General features: G+C 42.0%; 15 protein-coding genes. 14 read left to right on the top strand and 1 reads right to left on the bottom strand.

All coding sequences use genetic code 11. The features are described from left to right. The first annotated feature begins 273 nt into the window (after positions 1-273). The 9 genes from CTN07_RS02310 to dinB all read left to right on the top strand — a co-directional run bounded on the left by CTN07_RS02310 (position 274) and on the right by dinB (position 8,890). Positions 274-1,614, top strand: a complete 1,341-nt coding sequence (locus CTN07_RS02310; protein ID WP_036764284.1) for a Na(+)-translocating NADH-quinone reductase subunit A — start codon at positions 274-276, stop codon at positions 1,612-1,614. Positions 1,615-1,617: 3 nt separating this feature from the next. Then, positions 1,618-2,862 carry an NADH:ubiquinone reductase (Na(+)-transporting) subunit B gene (locus tag CTN07_RS02305; RefSeq protein WP_005300633.1) on the top strand — a complete coding sequence of 415 codons (1,245 nt, stop codon included), beginning with the start codon at positions 1,618-1,620 and terminating at the stop codon, positions 2,860-2,862. Continuing rightward, positions 2,852-3,646, top strand: a complete 795-nt coding sequence (locus CTN07_RS02300; RefSeq protein ID WP_036764282.1) for a Na(+)-translocating NADH-quinone reductase subunit C — start codon at positions 2,852-2,854, stop codon at positions 3,644-3,646. The genes CTN07_RS02305 and CTN07_RS02300 overlap by 11 nt, the downstream gene beginning before the upstream one ends. Continuing rightward, the gene (locus tag CTN07_RS02295; RefSeq protein ID WP_005300626.1) at positions 3,639-4,271 is read left to right on the top strand and encodes an NADH:ubiquinone reductase (Na(+)-transporting) subunit D; all 633 of its coding nucleotides are present in this window, start codon (positions 3,639-3,641) and stop codon (positions 4,269-4,271) included. Before CTN07_RS02300 ends, CTN07_RS02295 begins: the two co-directional genes overlap by 8 nt. A 7-nt stretch (positions 4,272-4,278) precedes the next feature. Then, positions 4,279-4,875 carry an NADH:ubiquinone reductase (Na(+)-transporting) subunit E gene (nqrE, locus tag CTN07_RS02290; protein ID WP_005300623.1) on the top strand — a complete coding sequence of 199 codons (597 nt, stop codon included), beginning with the start codon at positions 4,279-4,281 and terminating at the stop codon, positions 4,873-4,875. 23 nt (positions 4,876-4,898) lie between these two features. After that, complete coding sequence (gene nqrF, locus CTN07_RS02285; RefSeq protein ID WP_005300620.1) at positions 4,899-6,122, top strand: NADH:ubiquinone reductase (Na(+)-transporting) subunit F; 1,224 nt, start codon at positions 4,899-4,901, stop codon at positions 6,120-6,122. Positions 6,123-6,350: 228 nt separating this feature from the next. Further along, on the top strand, positions 6,351-7,376 hold the full coding sequence (locus CTN07_RS02280; protein ID WP_005300617.1) for an FAD:protein FMN transferase: 1,026 nt from the start codon (positions 6,351-6,353) through the stop codon (positions 7,374-7,376). Between the two features lie 15 nt (positions 7,377-7,391). Next, positions 7,392-7,613 (top strand): (Na+)-NQR maturation NqrM, encoded by a 222-nt coding sequence (gene nqrM, locus CTN07_RS02275; RefSeq protein WP_005300614.1) that lies wholly within the window; start codon positions 7,392-7,394, stop codon positions 7,611-7,613. A 197-nt stretch (positions 7,614-7,810) separates the two neighbouring features. Next, positions 7,811-8,890, top strand: coding sequence for a DNA polymerase IV (gene dinB, locus CTN07_RS02270; protein ID WP_005300611.1), 1,080 nt, complete (start codon positions 7,811-7,813; stop codon positions 8,888-8,890). Positions 8,891-8,957: 67 nt separating this feature from the next. Here the strand turns inward: dinB and CTN07_RS02265 are convergent, their stop codons facing one another. Continuing rightward, the gene (locus tag CTN07_RS02265) at positions 8,958-10,418 is read right to left on the bottom strand and encodes an aminoacyl-histidine dipeptidase (RefSeq protein WP_005300607.1); all 1,461 of its coding nucleotides are present in this window, start codon (positions 10,416-10,418) and stop codon (positions 8,958-8,960) included. A gap of 579 nt (positions 10,419-10,997) precedes the next feature. On the opposite strand from CTN07_RS02265, the gene vcdP reads away from it, so the two are divergent. From vcdP to crl, 5 genes are all read left to right on the top strand, one after another. Continuing rightward, positions 10,998-11,090 (top strand): small protein VcdP, encoded by a 93-nt coding sequence (gene vcdP / locus CTN07_RS23435; RefSeq protein WP_480311178.1) that lies wholly within the window; start codon positions 10,998-11,000, stop codon positions 11,088-11,090. Between the two features lie 429 nt (positions 11,091-11,519). Then, positions 11,520-12,809, top strand: a complete 1,290-nt coding sequence (locus CTN07_RS02260; protein ID WP_005300605.1) for an NCS2 family permease — start codon at positions 11,520-11,522, stop codon at positions 12,807-12,809. A gap of 76 nt (positions 12,810-12,885) precedes the next feature. Beyond that, positions 12,886-13,344, top strand: a complete 459-nt coding sequence (gpt, locus tag CTN07_RS02255) for a xanthine phosphoribosyltransferase (protein WP_005300602.1) — start codon at positions 12,886-12,888, stop codon at positions 13,342-13,344. 256 nt (positions 13,345-13,600) lie between these two features. After that, positions 13,601-14,863 carry an esterase FrsA gene (gene frsA / locus CTN07_RS02250; RefSeq protein ID WP_005300599.1) on the top strand — a complete coding sequence of 421 codons (1,263 nt, stop codon included), beginning with the start codon at positions 13,601-13,603 and terminating at the stop codon, positions 14,861-14,863. A gap of 162 nt (positions 14,864-15,025) precedes the next feature. Further along, positions 15,026-15,421, top strand: coding sequence for a sigma factor-binding protein Crl (gene crl / locus CTN07_RS02245; protein ID WP_036764279.1), 396 nt, complete (start codon positions 15,026-15,028; stop codon positions 15,419-15,421). Positions 15,422-15,551 lie beyond the last annotated feature (130 nt).

The raw sequence follows: 15,551 nt of genomic DNA, 5'->3' as shown, positions 1-15,551 counted from the left end.
TGTGCGTTATGTCAAATTTATGGCTAAAGATTTCCCTTGTGTTTAAATGTTCGCTAGTTTTCGACTCGATTAAGACCGATTAGCATAGAAAAATCCTGTCATTTAGTGCTAGAATCGCGGGCTCAAAAATTACTTACACACTCTAAATGTGATTGTTAAGTTAATAGGATGTTGCGTTGTTGGCAATGAAGTCGTCAACATCGGACCAAGGAAAGTCGTGTCTTAATTGCGCAATAGAAAATTCTTTTTCCCGTTAATGTAGTGCAAGTGCGTATGATTACAATAAAAAAGGGTCTGGACCTTCCTATTTCAGGAGCTCCTACCCAGGCGATTAGCGATGGCCATGCCATCAACAAAGTCGCCTTGCTTGGCGAAGAATACGTGGGTATGCGTCCGACGATGCACACTCGCGTAGGGGATGTTGTAAAAAAAGGTCAGGTTCTTTTTGAAGATAAGAAGAATCCGGGCGTGAAATTTACAGCTCCAGCTGCTGGCAAGGTTGCAGAAATCAATCGTGGTGCAAAGCGCGTTCTTCAATCAGTTGTGATTGAAGTTGAAGGCGATGAGCAAATCACGTTCAACCGTTATGAAGCGGATCAACTAGCTCAACTTGATCGTTCTGCGATTGTTGATCAACTAGTAGAGTCTGGTCTATGGACTGCGCTTCGTACTCGTCCTTTCAGCAAGGTTCCAGCAATTGATTCAGAAACAAAGGCTATCTTTGTTACTGCAATGGATACTAATCCTCTAGCTGCTAACCCTGAAATGATTATCCAAGAGCAAGCGGATGCGTTTGTTGCTGGTTTGACTGTTCTATCTCGTCTAACTGGCGATAAAGTACATGTTTGTAAATCAGGTGCAAGCCTTCCTCGTTGTACTCAAGCTAACGTTGAAGAGCATGTATTTGCGGGTCCACACCCAGCAGGTCTACCTGGTACTCACATTCACACGCTATTTGGTGCTGATGTAAACAACATTGCTTGGTACATCAACTATCAAGACGTGATTGCGTTCGGTAAGCTTTTCCTTACAGGTGAGCTATTTACTGATCGCGTTGTTGCTATTGCAGGCCCTGCAGTAAACAAGCCACGTTTAGTACGTACTCAGATCGGTGCTTCAATTGAGCAACTAACTGATTCTGAACTAATGCCTGGTGAACTGCGCGTTCTATCTGGCTCGGTACTAAATGGTGTGAAGGCAGAAGGTCCTCATGCATTCTTAGGTCGTTACCACCTACAGGTTTCGGCTCTTCGTGAAGGTTATGAGAAAGAGTTTTTAGGCTGGATTGTTCCAGGTAAAAATAAGTTCTCTGTAACTCGCACATTCTTAAGCCAATTCTTCAAAGGTCAGTTGTTCAATATGACAACGACTACGAATGGTAGTGAGCGTGCTATGGTGCCAATCGGTAACTACGAAAAAGTAATGCCATTGGATATCGAGCCAACGTTACTGCTTCGTGACCTATGTGCTGGCGACAGCGATAGTGCACAATTACTAGGCGCACTAGAGTTAGACGAAGAAGATCTAGCACTATGTACGTTTGTTTGCCCAGGTAAGTATGAGTTTGGTCCACTGCTACGTAACTGCTTGGACAAAATCGAGAAGGAAGGGTAATTCATGGGTTTCAAGAATTTCCTAGAAAGCATTGAACACCACTTTGAACCAGGTGGTAAGCATGAGCGTTGGTTTGCTCTATATGAAGCATTCGCAACTCTTATGTACACTCCAGGTACAGTGACGCGTTCAAGTGCTCACGTTCGTGATAGCATCGATCTGAAGCGTATCATGATCATGGTTTGGTTTGCGGTATTCCCGGCGATGTTCTGGGGTATGTACAACGTAGGTGATCAAGCGATCACTGCACTAAACCACATGTATGCTGGTGATAAACTAGCAGCGATTATTGCAGGCGACTGGCATTACTGGTTTACCCAGATGCTAGGTGGCACTATGTCAGTTGATGCTGGCTGGGGTAGCAAAATGCTACTTGGTGCGACATACTTCCTACCTATCTACGCAGTAGTATTTGCTGTAGGTGGCTTCTGGGAAGTGCTGTTCTGTATGGTTCGTAAGCACGAAGTTAACGAAGGTTTCTTTGTAACTTCTATCCTGTTTGCATTGATCGTTCCACCTACACTTCCTCTATGGCAAGCAGCACTAGGTATCACATTTGGTGTTGTTGTAGCAAAAGAGATCTTTGGTGGTACAGGTCGTAACTTCCTTAACCCTGCTCTTGCAGGTCGTGCGTTTCTATTCTTCGCATACCCAGCTCAGATCTCTGGTGATCTAGTATGGACTGCGGCAGATGGTTTCTCTGGCGCGACTCCGCTAAGTCAATGGGCTCAAGGTGGTCAAGCTGGCGTTGTTAATACAGTAACTGGTCACACAATCTCTTGGATGGACGCGTTTGTTGGTCATATCCCAGGTTCTATCGGTGAAGTATCGACTCTGTTCATTCTTATCGGTGGCGCAATGATTGTAGCTATGGGCATTGCTTCATGGCGCATCATCGCAGGTACAATGATCGGTATGATCGTAACTGCGACACTGTTCAACATCATCGGTTCTGATACTAACCCTATGTTCAGCATGCCTTGGCACTGGCACCTAGTTCTAGGTGGTTTTGCATTCGGTATGATGTTCATGGCAACTGACCCAGTATCTGCAGCATTTACTAATAAAGGTAAATGGTGGTACGGCGCACTTATCGGTGCAATGGCTGTGATGGTACGTGTTGTGAACCCTGCATACCCAGAAGGTATGATGCTAGCAATTCTATTTGCTAACCTGTTCGCACCGCTATTTGACAACCTAGTTGTTCAACGCAACATCAAACGGAGACTAGCTCGTCATGGCAAGTAATAAGGATAGCTTCTCTAGAACGCTGATTTTTGTTGTCGCATTGAGCCTTGTGTGTTCAATCGTAGTATCAACAGCAGCGGTATCACTACGTTCTAAGCAGCAAGACAACGCAGTTCTGGATGTTCAACGTAACATTCTGTCTGTTGCCGGTCTGCTAAAAGACAACACCAATGTTAAAGAAACTTACAACGAATTTATCGTTCCTAAGCTTGTTAACATCAAAACTGGTGAGTTCGTAGCTAAATCTGAAGAAGGCCAAACAGCAGATCAGTACAATCAACGTGCAGCTGCTAAAGATCCTAAGCAATCTATCAAGCTTTCTCCAGAACAAGACTTTGCTAAAATCATTCGTCGTGCAGACATCGCTAAGGTTTACTTAGTGAAAGACGCAGCAGGTAAAATTACTAAAGTGATTCTTCCTGTACACGGTAATGGTCTATGGTCAATGATGTACGCGTTTGTTGCTGTGGCAACTGACGGTAACACTATTGACGGCATCACTTACTACGACCAAGCGGAAACTCCGGGACTTGGTGGTGAGGTTGAGAACTTCAAATGGCGTTCTCAGTTCGTTGGTAAGAAACTGTACGATATGAATTTCAAACCTGCGATTCGTATTGTTAAAGGTGGCGCTCAGCCAGGAAGCGAGCACGATGTTGACGGTCTTTCTGGTGCAACACTAACAAGTAATGGTGTACAGCATACCTTCGACTTCTGGCTAGGCTCTCAAGGCTTTGGTCCGTTCCTAGCTAAGGTTCGTAACGGGGAATTGAACAATGGCTGATACTAAAGAAATGAAAAAGATCCTATTTGGACCTTTTATCGCCAATAACCCAATTGCATTACAGATCCTTGGTGTTTGTTCTGCGCTTGCGGTAACGACGAAACTAGAAACAGCGGTTGTTATGACGCTAGCAGTAACTGCGGTAACTGCATTTTCTAACTTATTCGTATCTCTAGTTCGTAACCAGATTCCTAACAGTGTGCGTATCATTGCTCAGATGGCGATCATCGCATCTCTAGTAATCGTGGTTGACCAGGTACTAAAAGCATATCTATACGATATCTCTAAGCAGCTATCTGTATTCGTAGGCTTGATCATTACAAACTGTATTGTAATGGGTCGTGCTGAAGCATACGCAATGAAATCTGCACCACTACCATCATTCATCGATGGTATCGGTAATGGTCTTGGTTACGGTTTTGTACTTATCACAGTAGCATTCTTCCGTGAACTACTAGGTTCAGGTAAGCTATTCGGTGTTCAGGTTCTACCACTTGTTTCTGATGGTGGTTGGTACCAGCCAAACGGTATGATGCTGTTGGCTCCGTCTGCTTTCTTCCTAATCGGTTTCATGATCTGGATTATTCGTACTTTCCGTCCAGAACAAGTAGAAGCGAAGGAGTAAGGGGAACATGGAACACTATATTAGTCTATTAGTTCGTTCGATCTTCATCGAGAACATGGCACTTTCTTTCTTCCTAGGTATGTGTACATTCCTAGCGGTATCTAAGAAAGTAAAAACATCTTTTGGTCTTGGTATTGCAGTAACTGTAGTACTGACTATCGCTGTACCTGTGAACAACCTTGTTTACACTTACTTGCTAAAAGATGGCGCATTAGTTCAAGGTGTTGATCTAAGCTTCCTGAACTTCATCACCTTTATCGGTGTAATTGCTGCACTAGTTCAGATCCTAGAAATGGTTCTTGACCGTTTCTTCCCACCACTATACAACGCGCTAGGTATTTTCCTTCCGCTAATCACAGTTAACTGTGCGATCTTTGGTGGTGTATCTTTCATGGTTCAGCGTGACTACAACTTTACAGAATCTATCGTATACGGTTTAGGTTCTGGTATCGGTTGGATGTTGGCAATCGTTGCTCTTGCGGGTATCCGTGAGAAGATGAAGTACTCAGACGTGCCTCCAGGTCTTCGTGGTCTAGGTATTACCTTTATCACTGTAGGTCTAATGGCGTTAGGCTTTATGTCTTTCTCTGGCGTACAGCTGTAATCAGGATAAGTAAGGAATAGTCAATGGATATTATTATTGGCGTAGTTATGTTTACCTTGATTATCCTGGCTCTAGTTTTAGTGATTCTATTCGCTAAATCTAAGCTAGTACCATCAGGTGACATTACTATCTCTGTAAATGGCGACCCAGAAAAAGCGATTAAAACCGCTGCGGGTGGCAAACTGCTTGGCGCACTAGCGGCAAACGGTATCTTCGTATCATCAGCTTGTGGTGGTGGTGGTTCATGTGGTCAGTGCCGCGTGAAAGTAAAAGCAGGTGGTGGTGATATTCTACCTACTGAGCTTGACCACATCACAAAAGGTGAAGCACGTGAAGGTGAGCGTCTAGCTTGTCAGGTAAACGTGAAATCAGATATGGACATCGAACTTCCAGAAGAGATCTTCGGTGTTAAGAAGTGGGAATGTACGGTTATTTCTAACGATAACCAAGCAACCTTCATCAAAGAGCTTAAGCTTCAGATTCCAGATGGCGAATCAGTACCATTCCGTGCTGGTGGTTACATTCAGATCGAAGCACCTGCTCACCATGTTAAGTACTCTGAGTTCGATGTACCTGAAGAGTACCGTGAAGACTGGGATAAGTTTAACTTGTTCCGCTACGAGTCAATCGTGAATGAGCCTATCATTCGTGCATACTCAATGGCGAACTACCCAGAAGAGCACGGTATTATCTTGCTTAACGTACGTATCGCAACTCCGCCACCTAACAATCCAGACGTACCACCGGGTCAAATGTCATCATTCATTTGGTCGCTTAAAGAAGGTGATAAGTGTGTGATTTCAGGTCCATTCGGTGAGTTCTTCGCGAAAGAAACTGACAACGAAATGGTATTTATTGGTGGTGGTGCTGGTATGGCGCCAATGCGTTCACATATCTTTGACCAGCTTAAGCGTCTACACACTAAGCGTAAGATGTCTTACTGGTACGGTGCACGTTCTAAGCGTGAAATGTTCTACGTAGAAGATTTCGATCAGCTAGCAGCTGAGAATGATAACTTTGTATGGCATTGTGCACTGTCTGATCCATTACCAGAAGATAACTGGGATGGTTACACTGGCTTTATTCACAACGTTCTTTATGAGAACTACTTACGTGATCACGAAGCTCCAGAAGACTGTGAATACTACATGTGTGGTCCACCAATGATGAACGCTGCTGTTATCGGCATGCTAAAAGATCTTGGTGTTGAAGACGAAAACATTCTTCTTGATGATTTCGGTGGCTAATAAGCCTATAACGCACTAATGAAATGGCTGACCATGAGAGTGGTCAGCCTTTTTTCGTCATGGCGTTATAAAGCCCTTTAAAACAGTAAGTCTTTATGTGAAATGATGAGCAACTAAATCATCTTTCATTATGGTTATTATCAAATATCTATTTATATATCTATGTATATAGTGTAAGCAGGCACTTACTAATCATAATTAAAAATGATTTAGAAGTTAGGAGTCATAATGAAACAACTCTGGGTTCGATTGACCGCTATTTTGGCTGTCAGTCTATTTTTAACAGCGTGTGGGGACCAGCGCGAGCAAGTGCATTTAGATGGCACGACAATGGGAACTTATTACTCGATTAAGTATATTTCTCAACCCGATTTACCAACACCAGCAACCATTAAGGCTGAAATTGATCGTAAACTTGAGTTAGTCAATGATCAGATGTCGACATATCGTCCTAGTTCTGAACTGAGTCGATTTAATCAGCATCAAAGCAGTGAGCCATTCCCAGTTTCAGCGGCAACAGCAAAAGTCATTCGTGAAGCTCTGCGTATTTCTCAGTTGTCTAATGGTGCTTATGATGTCACGGTTGGACCTTTGGTTAATTTGTGGAGTTTTGGTCCTGAAGCGCGTCCAGAGAAAATGCCAACTGAACAAGAGTTAGCTTCTCGTCAAGCTGAAGTGGGTTACCATCACCTATCGGTTACTGACGATAATAAGCTGATTAAAGATATCCCTGGCCTTTATGTGGATCTTTCATCGATTGCGAAAGGATATGGTGTTGATGTTATCGCGGAATATCTAGCAAGTTTAAATATTAAAGACTATATGGTTGATGTCGGTGGTGAGATCCGAGTTAAAGGGGCAAACGTAAATAATGTCCCTTGGCGTATTGCGATTGAAAAACCGATTAGTAATGAACGTGCGGTTCAAGATATTATCCAAGTTGGTGATAACGGCATTGCAACGTCAGGTGACTACCGTAATTACTTTGAACAAGATGGGGTTCGTTATTCTCATTTAATCAACCCTCGTACCGGTAAACCTATTGCGAACCATGTGGTTTCTGTTACTGTGATCAGCCCAAACAGCATGACGGCAGACGCTTATGCTACGACATTCTCTGTTATGGGTGAGCACGAATCAATTGCGTTAGCAAACAAAGAACAACTTCCTGTAATGCTTATTGTGAAAACTAAAGATGGCTTTAAAGAATACGCTTCTGATACGTTTGCACAGTACGTCGTTAAGAAAAATTAGTAGATAGAGGTAGTCATGGCTGTATATCTTACAACATTTGCTGTTTTCCTATTGGTTATTGTTGCAATGGCCGTAGGGTACATCTTCCAGCGTAAAACCGTAAGCGGTAGCTGTGGTGGCTTAGGTTCAGTGGGCATCGATAAAGAGTGTGATTGTCCTGAACCGTGTGATGCACGCAAAAAACGTGAAGCTCGTGCAGCACGTCAGGCTGAGTGGAAGAAGAATCAGATTATTTAAATGATTTAAGTTTCTAGAAGCTAGAGCTTAGAAAAATTTAGGATAGGGTTTAGGAGTGAAAAGCTTGATATATCGTTAGGCTTAGTCAACACATTCCTAGACCCTAGACCCTAGACCCTAGACCCTAGACCCTAGACCCTAGACCTTTTTCCCCATTTCCCGCTATAATAGTGCTGTATGAATAAACAGTGCTTTCTATGTCTCTAATTTCTCCTCAAACAGAACCCGTTCGTAAAATCATCCATGTTGATATGGATTGCTTTTATGCAGCTGTAGAAATGAGAGATGACCCTGAATTGCAACAAGTACCGTTGGCGATTGGTGGACGCTCAGAGCGTGGCGTTGTCAGTACGTGTAATTACATTGCCCGGCAATACGGTATCCACTCTGCTATGCCAACCGGAAAAGCATTAAAACTGTGTCCTCATCTGACTTTGGTTAGAGGTCGAATGGAGGTCTATAAGCAAGTCTCGCAGCAGATCCGCGAAATCTTTCGCCGCTATACCGATAAAATTGAGCCCTTATCACTTGATGAAGCCTATTTAGATGTCACAGAGTGTGAGATGTTTCGTGGCTCTGCAACTTTGATTGCGCAAGATATCCGTCAAACGATTGAGCGTGAGTTACAACTTACCGCATCAGCCGGTATTGCCCCGATCAAGTTTGTTGCTAAAATTGCTTCTGATATGAATAAGCCCAATGGGCAATATGTGGTAACTCCTGAGCAAATACTGCCTTTTGTGACAGAGCTTAAGTTAGAAAAGATCCCAGGAGTGGGGAAGGTAACGTTACAAAAACTGCATGATAAAGGTTTGTATCTTGGCAAAGATGTTCAAAATTACGATCGTACACTGTTAATGCAGCAATTTGGTAAGTTTGGTCAATCACTATGGAATCGTGCTCATGGTATTGATCCAAGAGAAGTGGTCGTTGAGCGTAAAGCAAAGTCGGTAGGTGTTGAACGTACTTTTGCTCATAATATCTCAACCTATGATGAGTGTTGGCAAGTTGTAGAAAAGCTCTATCCTGAATTAGAGCAGCGATTACAACGGGTACGACCTGAGCTTAATATTGCCAAACAAGGTGTTAAGGTAAAGTTTGCTGATTTCCAACAGACTACGGTTGAGCATTCATTCCCTAAATTAACAAAAGAGCAATTTGCTGGATTGTTGCAAGAGGCGATGACGCGTCAACAGGGGCGAGAAATTCGTTTAATTGGTTTGAGTGTTGGACTTGAACAAGGGCTAAAGGCGCAGCAACTTGCTTGGGATTTTTAGTTTATTGTTACTTTAAATATAAAAAAACGAGCACCTTTACGATGCTCGTTTTTCTTTAACCAGAAACTCAGTGTTTAACTGGGATGTTTTTCAAGATCGCAACCATTTGATCCCAGAATAGGGCAACAGTCTCGATATTAACTTTTTCATCTGGTGAGTGTGGGAACTTAATTGTTGGACCGAAAGATAGCATATCCATAGTTGGGTATGGCTTCTTAAATAGACCACATTCAAGGCCTGCATGAATCACCATGATATTTGGTGTACGGCCATACATATTGTTATAAGTATCGCGGAATAGATGCATGATTTCAGAGTCTGCATCTGGCTTCCAACCTGGGTAAGCTCCTGCAAACTCACAGCCTGCACCAGCCAGTTCGGCAACAGCTTTAAGCATGCCTTCAACGTTGCTACGACCTGAGTCAATAAGCGAACGAATCAAACAAAGAATAGTAACTTTGTTCTCTTCCGTTGTGATAACACCTACGTTTAGAGAGGTTTCAACAACACCTTGAATGTCATCACTCATACGGATCACGCCGTTAGGGCATGCATTTAGCACAGCAACTAAGCGGTTTTGATCTGCAAGAGCCATGATTTGGGCTGGTTGCTCTTGAGTTTCAATAAATAGGTTAATGTCAGTTTCAACATGGCCTAACTCAGCATTTAGCAGATCTTGATAATGACTAAACAGTTCATTTAGTTTATCTAAATTAGCAGCTGGTAGTGCCACAACGGCATTTGCTTCACGAGGAATAGCGTTACGAAGGCTACCGCCAGTGATGCTTTCTAAACGCAAACCTAATTCTTGAGCGTGACCAAATAAGAAGCGACCAAGCAATTTGTTTGCATTACCGCGACCAGTATGGATATCACAACCTGAGTGACCACCTTTCAAGCCTTTGATAACAAGTTTTGCACCAACAAGCTCTGATGGGGTAGCTTCACGAGCAATTTCGACAGTGATCGCACCGTCTACACCGCCAGCACAGCCCATGTAAACTTCACCTTCTTGCTCGGAGTCAGTATTAAGAAGAATATCACCTTCTAACCAACCCGCTTCAAGACCGAAAGCGCCTGTCATTCCTGCTTCTTCATCGATAGTTAGCAGAACTTCTAGAGGACCATGCTCAATATCTTTTGCAGCCAGAACAGCAAGACATGTTGCCATACCAATACCGTTATCAGCACCTAAAGTAGTACCTTTAGCAGTAACCCATTCGCCATCTACATATGGTTGGATAGGATCAACTAAGAAGTCGTGAGCTGTGTCTTCATTTTTCTGAGGCACCATATCGATGTGTGCTTGTAGAACCACACCTTTACGATCTTCCATTCCTGGCGTTGCTGGCTTTTTAATGATTACGTTACCAACATTATCGCGACGAACATCAAGGCCTTCTTGTTGAGCAAAGCTAACAATGTATTGTGCTAGTTGCTCTTCATACTTTGATGGGTGAGGAATAGAACAAATTTTATCGAAAAATTGCCATAACGCTTTTGGTGAAAGTTGACTGATTTCAGACACAGCAGTCTCCCTTTATAGAATCTTGGACTGAGGTTTTACCTAAAGAACAGTCTAATGCTGCTTTAGATAACCGAAATGATAGTGATATTAACTATCACGAATGGAGTCAGCATACCACTGTGTCTTTGGCCGTGATAGTGAAAAATTCTTTGCTTGAAAGGGAATGTGAGCTCTCCATCACTCTGATTGTCATAACGCTATACGATTTTGTAGAAACTTGACTGTTTTTTAACTGGCGCATTGAGCAAAAAGAAGAAATGACTTTGAATAATTGGTTGGTTGAATAAAAGCTGCTCGTTATTGGTGTAATAAAATTACCGTATAATGTCAGAATAAAGTGTTTTTTGTAAAAAGTGTGACGAACTTAAAGAAAATGCTTGTAATTAAATTACTATATGGTTATGATTTCAGCATCTTCAAAGAAAACGAAGTAAATACACTAAACGCTCAGGATGAGCCCGAGAATATCGCCTCCAAGGAACCGAGATTAAGTGGGACCAATGATGGTCTAAATTGCTCCAAGGACTTGAGCCATGCATGACGCATGTTTTTGGATTACTTATGATTAAGGTGATAACAATGAAACTATTTTCTTCTATTGCGCATTTTTGGAATAACCGTTCTATCTATACTGGTAACTTCACTTACCCAAGTTCTTTCGGTTATAAATAATTGAATTTGTGCTGTTGTATTTTCTGATACAGCAACACCGAACATTATGTTCACCCCCCTAAAATTAAGAATTCTTAAATAGCCAAATGTGGTTATTTGCAACAATTCTGCCGCCACTCCAGTTTGGGGTGGCGTTTTTTTATGCTTTTAAAAGCAAACTTGCTTAAGAATGGCATTCTTCATTTTTTAGTTGTTGAAAAAACAATCACACTTATTTTATTTATCTTATTGCTTTTAAAGGTCTTTTTATCTTTAAGTTTCTGTTGAGTATAAATAGAACTCTAATCTATTACTTTTTTGGCAATTGTCAGGGTAAATAGTGGAAATCCATCACTTCTACGACTATAATCCCACCCCAAAAATAGGCTGCGCAAACGTTTTCTATTTTTATTTTACTTTTATGCATAAATCTCCAAGGAACCGAGTTGCATGTTCGAAAAACTGTTTAAGTTAAAGGAAAACGGTACGAATGTTCGTACTGAGGTGTTAGCTGGGGTAACAACGTTCCTCACCATGGCTTATATTATTTTTGTGAATCCAACAATGCTGGCCAATACCGGTATGGATAAGGGCGCAGTGTTTGTTGCGACCTGTCTTGCTGCCATGATTGGCTGTTTTGTGATGGGCTTTATTGCGAATTATCCGGTGGCTCAAGCGCCAGGTATGGGTCTTAATGCCTTTTTCACTTACAGCGTTGTACTTGGTATGGGCTATACTTGGCAAGTTGCATTAGCTGCGGTTTTCTTATCTGGCTTATGTTTTATCGCCCTGAGTTTGCTTAAAGTTCGTGAATGGATAATTAATGCCATCCCTCATTCTTTGCGGATCGGGATATCGGCAGGTATAGGTTTATTCCTTGCTTTTATTGCCCTTCAAAGTTCGGGTATCGTTGTTGATAATCCTGCAACGTTAGTGAGTGCAGGCGATCTAACCAGTTTCCCAGCTGTTATGGCAGCTTTAGGTTTTTTCTTAACGATCGCTTTGGTTCATCGTGGTTATAAAGCTGCAGTATTAATCGCTATTTTGGTTGTTACTGGCATTAGCATTATTTTTGGTGAAGTGACGTATAACGGTGTTGTTTCTATGCCACCAAGTCTTGCACCAACCTTTATGCAGTTAGATTTTTCAGGTGCAATGGAAGTGGGCCTGATTTCAGTTGTATTTGCTTTCTTATTTGTTGATTTGTTTGATACTGCAGGCACATTAGTTGGTGTAGCAACAAAAGCAAATCTGATGGATAAAGATGGCAAACTGCCACGTTTAAGTCGTGCATTATTAGCTGATAGTACAGCAACATCGGTTGGTGCGTTATTAGGTACATCCAATACCACCTCTTTTGTTGAAAGTGTGTCGGGTGTAGCAGTTGGAGGACGTACAGGTCTTACTGCTGTCACAGTCGGTGTATTATTCCTGTTAGCTTTATTTTTTGCGCCACTTGCCGGTATGGTTCCTGCTTATGCAACCGCTGGTGCGTTATTCTATGTGGCAATTTTAATGATATCTGGGTTGGTGAGCGTAGATTGGCGTGATCTTACCGAGGCAGCACCTGTTGTTGTAGTGTGTTTATTAATGCCTTTAACCTACTCAATTGCAGAAGGGATTGGTCTTGGTTTTATTACTTACGCAGCAGTAAAAGTGATGAGCGGGAAAGGGCGTGATATCAATGTCAGTGTTTGGGTCATTGCAGGTCTGTTCTTAGCTAAAATCATTTTTCTATAAGTTTCAGTTTGGCTAGATAGTTTCTATTTAGCCTCTATATTTTTACAGTTTTATCAGAACAGAGGTTCTTTGGATTATGACTCAGAAGTTCGTCATCACTTGGGATAACATGCAGATGTACACTCGCCAGTTAGCAGAGAAATTGCTACCTGCCGATCAGTGGAAAGGTATTATTGCAGTAAGCCGTGGCGGTTTAGTACCTGCAGCGATTTTGGCTCGTGAGTTAGGCCTTCGTCATGTCGATACCGTGTGTATTTCTAGCTACGACCACGATCACCAACGTGATATGCGTGTTCTTAAGCAAGCTGATGGTGATGGTGAAGGTTTCATTATCATTGATGACTTGGTTGATACAGGCGGTACTGCTGAGAAAATCCGCGAAATGTACCCTCGTGGTAAGTTTGTGACTGTATGTGCAAAGCCTGCAGGTAAGCACCTTGTAGATGATTTTGTTGTTGATATTCCTCAAGATACTTGGATTGAACAGCCTTGGGATATGGCCGTAACATTTGTTGATCCTATCGCTAAACGTTAAGATCATCGATAAGAAGTAGTTTACTAAATCCAGTAAACTAAGATTGACTAAAAGGCGCTCTATTTTGAGCGTCTTTTTTTATGATTTAACAGCAAACCCATACTAGCCTTGTTATAGTATCTGCAATTCAAATTATCTATGTAATAACTAATGAAACAGTACGTTACTGTTTGTCTGTATTACATTGAGATACTTTTTTCTTGGCGACTGTAACTAAGTTGCAGTGTGATGCCCTTGAACGGCTAGGGAAGTTATTATGGCTGAATCTTCAAAGACCAATCTGTCTGAAAAACTATTTGCACCAAGAGCTAATATTAAAGAAACCTCAAATTTAGTGAAAATTGCTCATAGTGATACAGCGGTGCATAACGCAATTGATGGCGATAGTGAAACGGGATGGTATCGAGTTTTGCGTCGTCCGCAATGGATCTGGCAAGGGGTTGATCCCATTGTGCTTGAAGAAGTCTTGGCTCGTATCACTTCAACAGAAGCTCCTCGTACCGATGATGCACTTCTTGATACCGTGATTGGTTATCGCCCTGGTAACTGGAACTATGAGTGGTCGCAAATAGCAGGGCGCTATCATAAGCAAGCTCGTTACCAAGCATCACAAGGTAATCAAGAAACTGCTGCTGAACTGATGTTTAAATCCAGTATCCATTACAGCATTGCAGCTTATCCTCATATCAAAGGGGACGAATTAGCGGCTCAAGCAGAATTACACGCCAATCAAAGTTATAAAGAAGCGATTGAGTTACGTCCTCATGATATGCGCACAATAGATGTAAAATATGAGGGTAAAACGTTCCAAGCGTTTATTCATCTTCCTCGGACCGATAAGCTGCTTCCGACCGTTATTGTGAGCGGTGGCTTAGATACTATGCAGTGCGATCTATGGCGTTTATACACGGATTATTTAGGTCCTGCTGGTTTTGCTATGGTCACTCTTGATATGCCATCGGTGGGTTACAGTGCCCGTTGGAGTTTGACTGAAGATACCAGCCGATTGCACCAAGCCTTACTACAGCAACTGCGTGATGTCCCTTGGGTAGATCATCATAAAGTGGCGATGTTAGGTCTACGCTTTGGTGGTAATGCAGCTATTCGATTGGGATTTCTTGAGTCAGCTCGATTGAAAACCTGTATCAGTTTAGGCGGTATTATTCATAGCTTCTTTACTCAACCTAAGATGCTTGATCAAATTCCACGTATGTATTTGGATGTTTTAGCATCTCGTTTGGGCAAAAATGGGGTATCAAAAACCGCGTTATTATCTCATTTACCTGCTTGGTCATTAAAAAATCAAGGTATTGTTGGTCGACGCCCAGTAGGTATTCCTATGCTTGGTTTGAGTTTAAAAAATGACCCTGTTTGTCCTGAATCGGATAATCAGCTGATTGCGATGTCGAGTTATCGTGGTAAAGCGGTGACCTTACCAGAGAAGCCGCTTCATGATGGTTATCATCGGGCCATGACTATGGTGGTTGAGTGGTTAAACGAAAAAGTATTAGCAGATTAATAGCAACTTGCTGAAATTTAAAGCGTTAACTTGTGATGGTTAGCGCTTTTTTTTACTTTATACTGGTTTTACTTTTGTTTATCCCAAGAGACTTGTCCATAATTATTAGATAGTTAGCTAATGGGTGATTAGCTGCATAATCAAACTATGGATGGGTAGACTATGACAACAGCAACATTTCCCCCTTATGGCCGATTAGTCACAAAATTAACCGCTATCGGTCCATATTTACGTCAAGAACAGACCAGTACAGAGCTGTTTTTCTTTGACTGTTTAGCCAGTTGTATTAATGCCAATAAAGACCCTGAGAAGCGAGAGTTTTGGGGCTGGTGGATGGAATTAACACCAACTGAGCGTGGTTTTAGTTATCGCTATTTTTTTGGCCGCTATGATGTTAATGGTGACTGGAGTGAAGATAAGTTACCAGCAAAACACAAAGATGCGGTTATGGATACATTAAACGATTTCTATCCGAAGCTATGTCAGTTTGTGATTGATGAAAGCGAATTAGAGTTAATACCAAGCGAAGACTTATCTGAGCCTCAATTAGAGCGCTAAAATCACTTCTTTTTTTCGCTACGATAAAATATTTTTCCAATAGAGAGTGTCCATTTTTTCTATCTAAATAGATGAGATGGGCACTTTTTTGTTCTAAAAACCATCAACAGCTGTTTTAAGTATGAATTCA

Origin of the sequence: Photobacterium damselae (assembly GCF_003026815.1) — a bacterium.
Taxonomy (GTDB): domain Bacteria; phylum Pseudomonadota; class Gammaproteobacteria; order Enterobacterales; family Vibrionaceae; genus Photobacterium; species Photobacterium damselae.
This window is presented reverse-complemented; position numbering and strand designations above follow the sequence as displayed.

Coding starts and splice junctions, on each gene's coding strand:
- CTN07_RS02310 (WP_036764284.1), top strand. CDS start 274: ATGATTACAATAAAAAAGGGTCTGGACCTTCCTATTTCAGGAGCTCCT.
- CTN07_RS02305 (WP_005300633.1), top strand. CDS start 1,618: ATGGGTTTCAAGAATTTCCTAGAAAGCATTGAACACCACTTTGAACCA.
- CTN07_RS02300 (WP_036764282.1), top strand. CDS start 2,852: ATGGCAAGTAATAAGGATAGCTTCTCTAGAACGCTGATTTTTGTTGTC.
- CTN07_RS02295 (WP_005300626.1), top strand. CDS start 3,639: ATGGCTGATACTAAAGAAATGAAAAAGATCCTATTTGGACCTTTTATC.
- nqrE (WP_005300623.1), top strand. CDS start 4,279: ATGGAACACTATATTAGTCTATTAGTTCGTTCGATCTTCATCGAGAAC.
- nqrF (WP_005300620.1), top strand. CDS start 4,899: ATGGATATTATTATTGGCGTAGTTATGTTTACCTTGATTATCCTGGCT.
- CTN07_RS02280 (WP_005300617.1), top strand. CDS start 6,351: ATGAAACAACTCTGGGTTCGATTGACCGCTATTTTGGCTGTCAGTCTA.
- nqrM (WP_005300614.1), top strand. CDS start 7,392: ATGGCTGTATATCTTACAACATTTGCTGTTTTCCTATTGGTTATTGTT.
- dinB (WP_005300611.1), top strand. CDS start 7,811: ATGTCTCTAATTTCTCCTCAAACAGAACCCGTTCGTAAAATCATCCAT.
- vcdP (WP_480311178.1), top strand. CDS start 10,998: ATGAAACTATTTTCTTCTATTGCGCATTTTTGGAATAACCGTTCTATC.
- CTN07_RS02260 (WP_005300605.1), top strand. CDS start 11,520: ATGTTCGAAAAACTGTTTAAGTTAAAGGAAAACGGTACGAATGTTCGT.
- gpt (WP_005300602.1), top strand. CDS start 12,886: ATGACTCAGAAGTTCGTCATCACTTGGGATAACATGCAGATGTACACT.
- frsA (WP_005300599.1), top strand. CDS start 13,601: ATGGCTGAATCTTCAAAGACCAATCTGTCTGAAAAACTATTTGCACCA.
- crl (WP_036764279.1), top strand. CDS start 15,026: ATGACAACAGCAACATTTCCCCCTTATGGCCGATTAGTCACAAAATTA.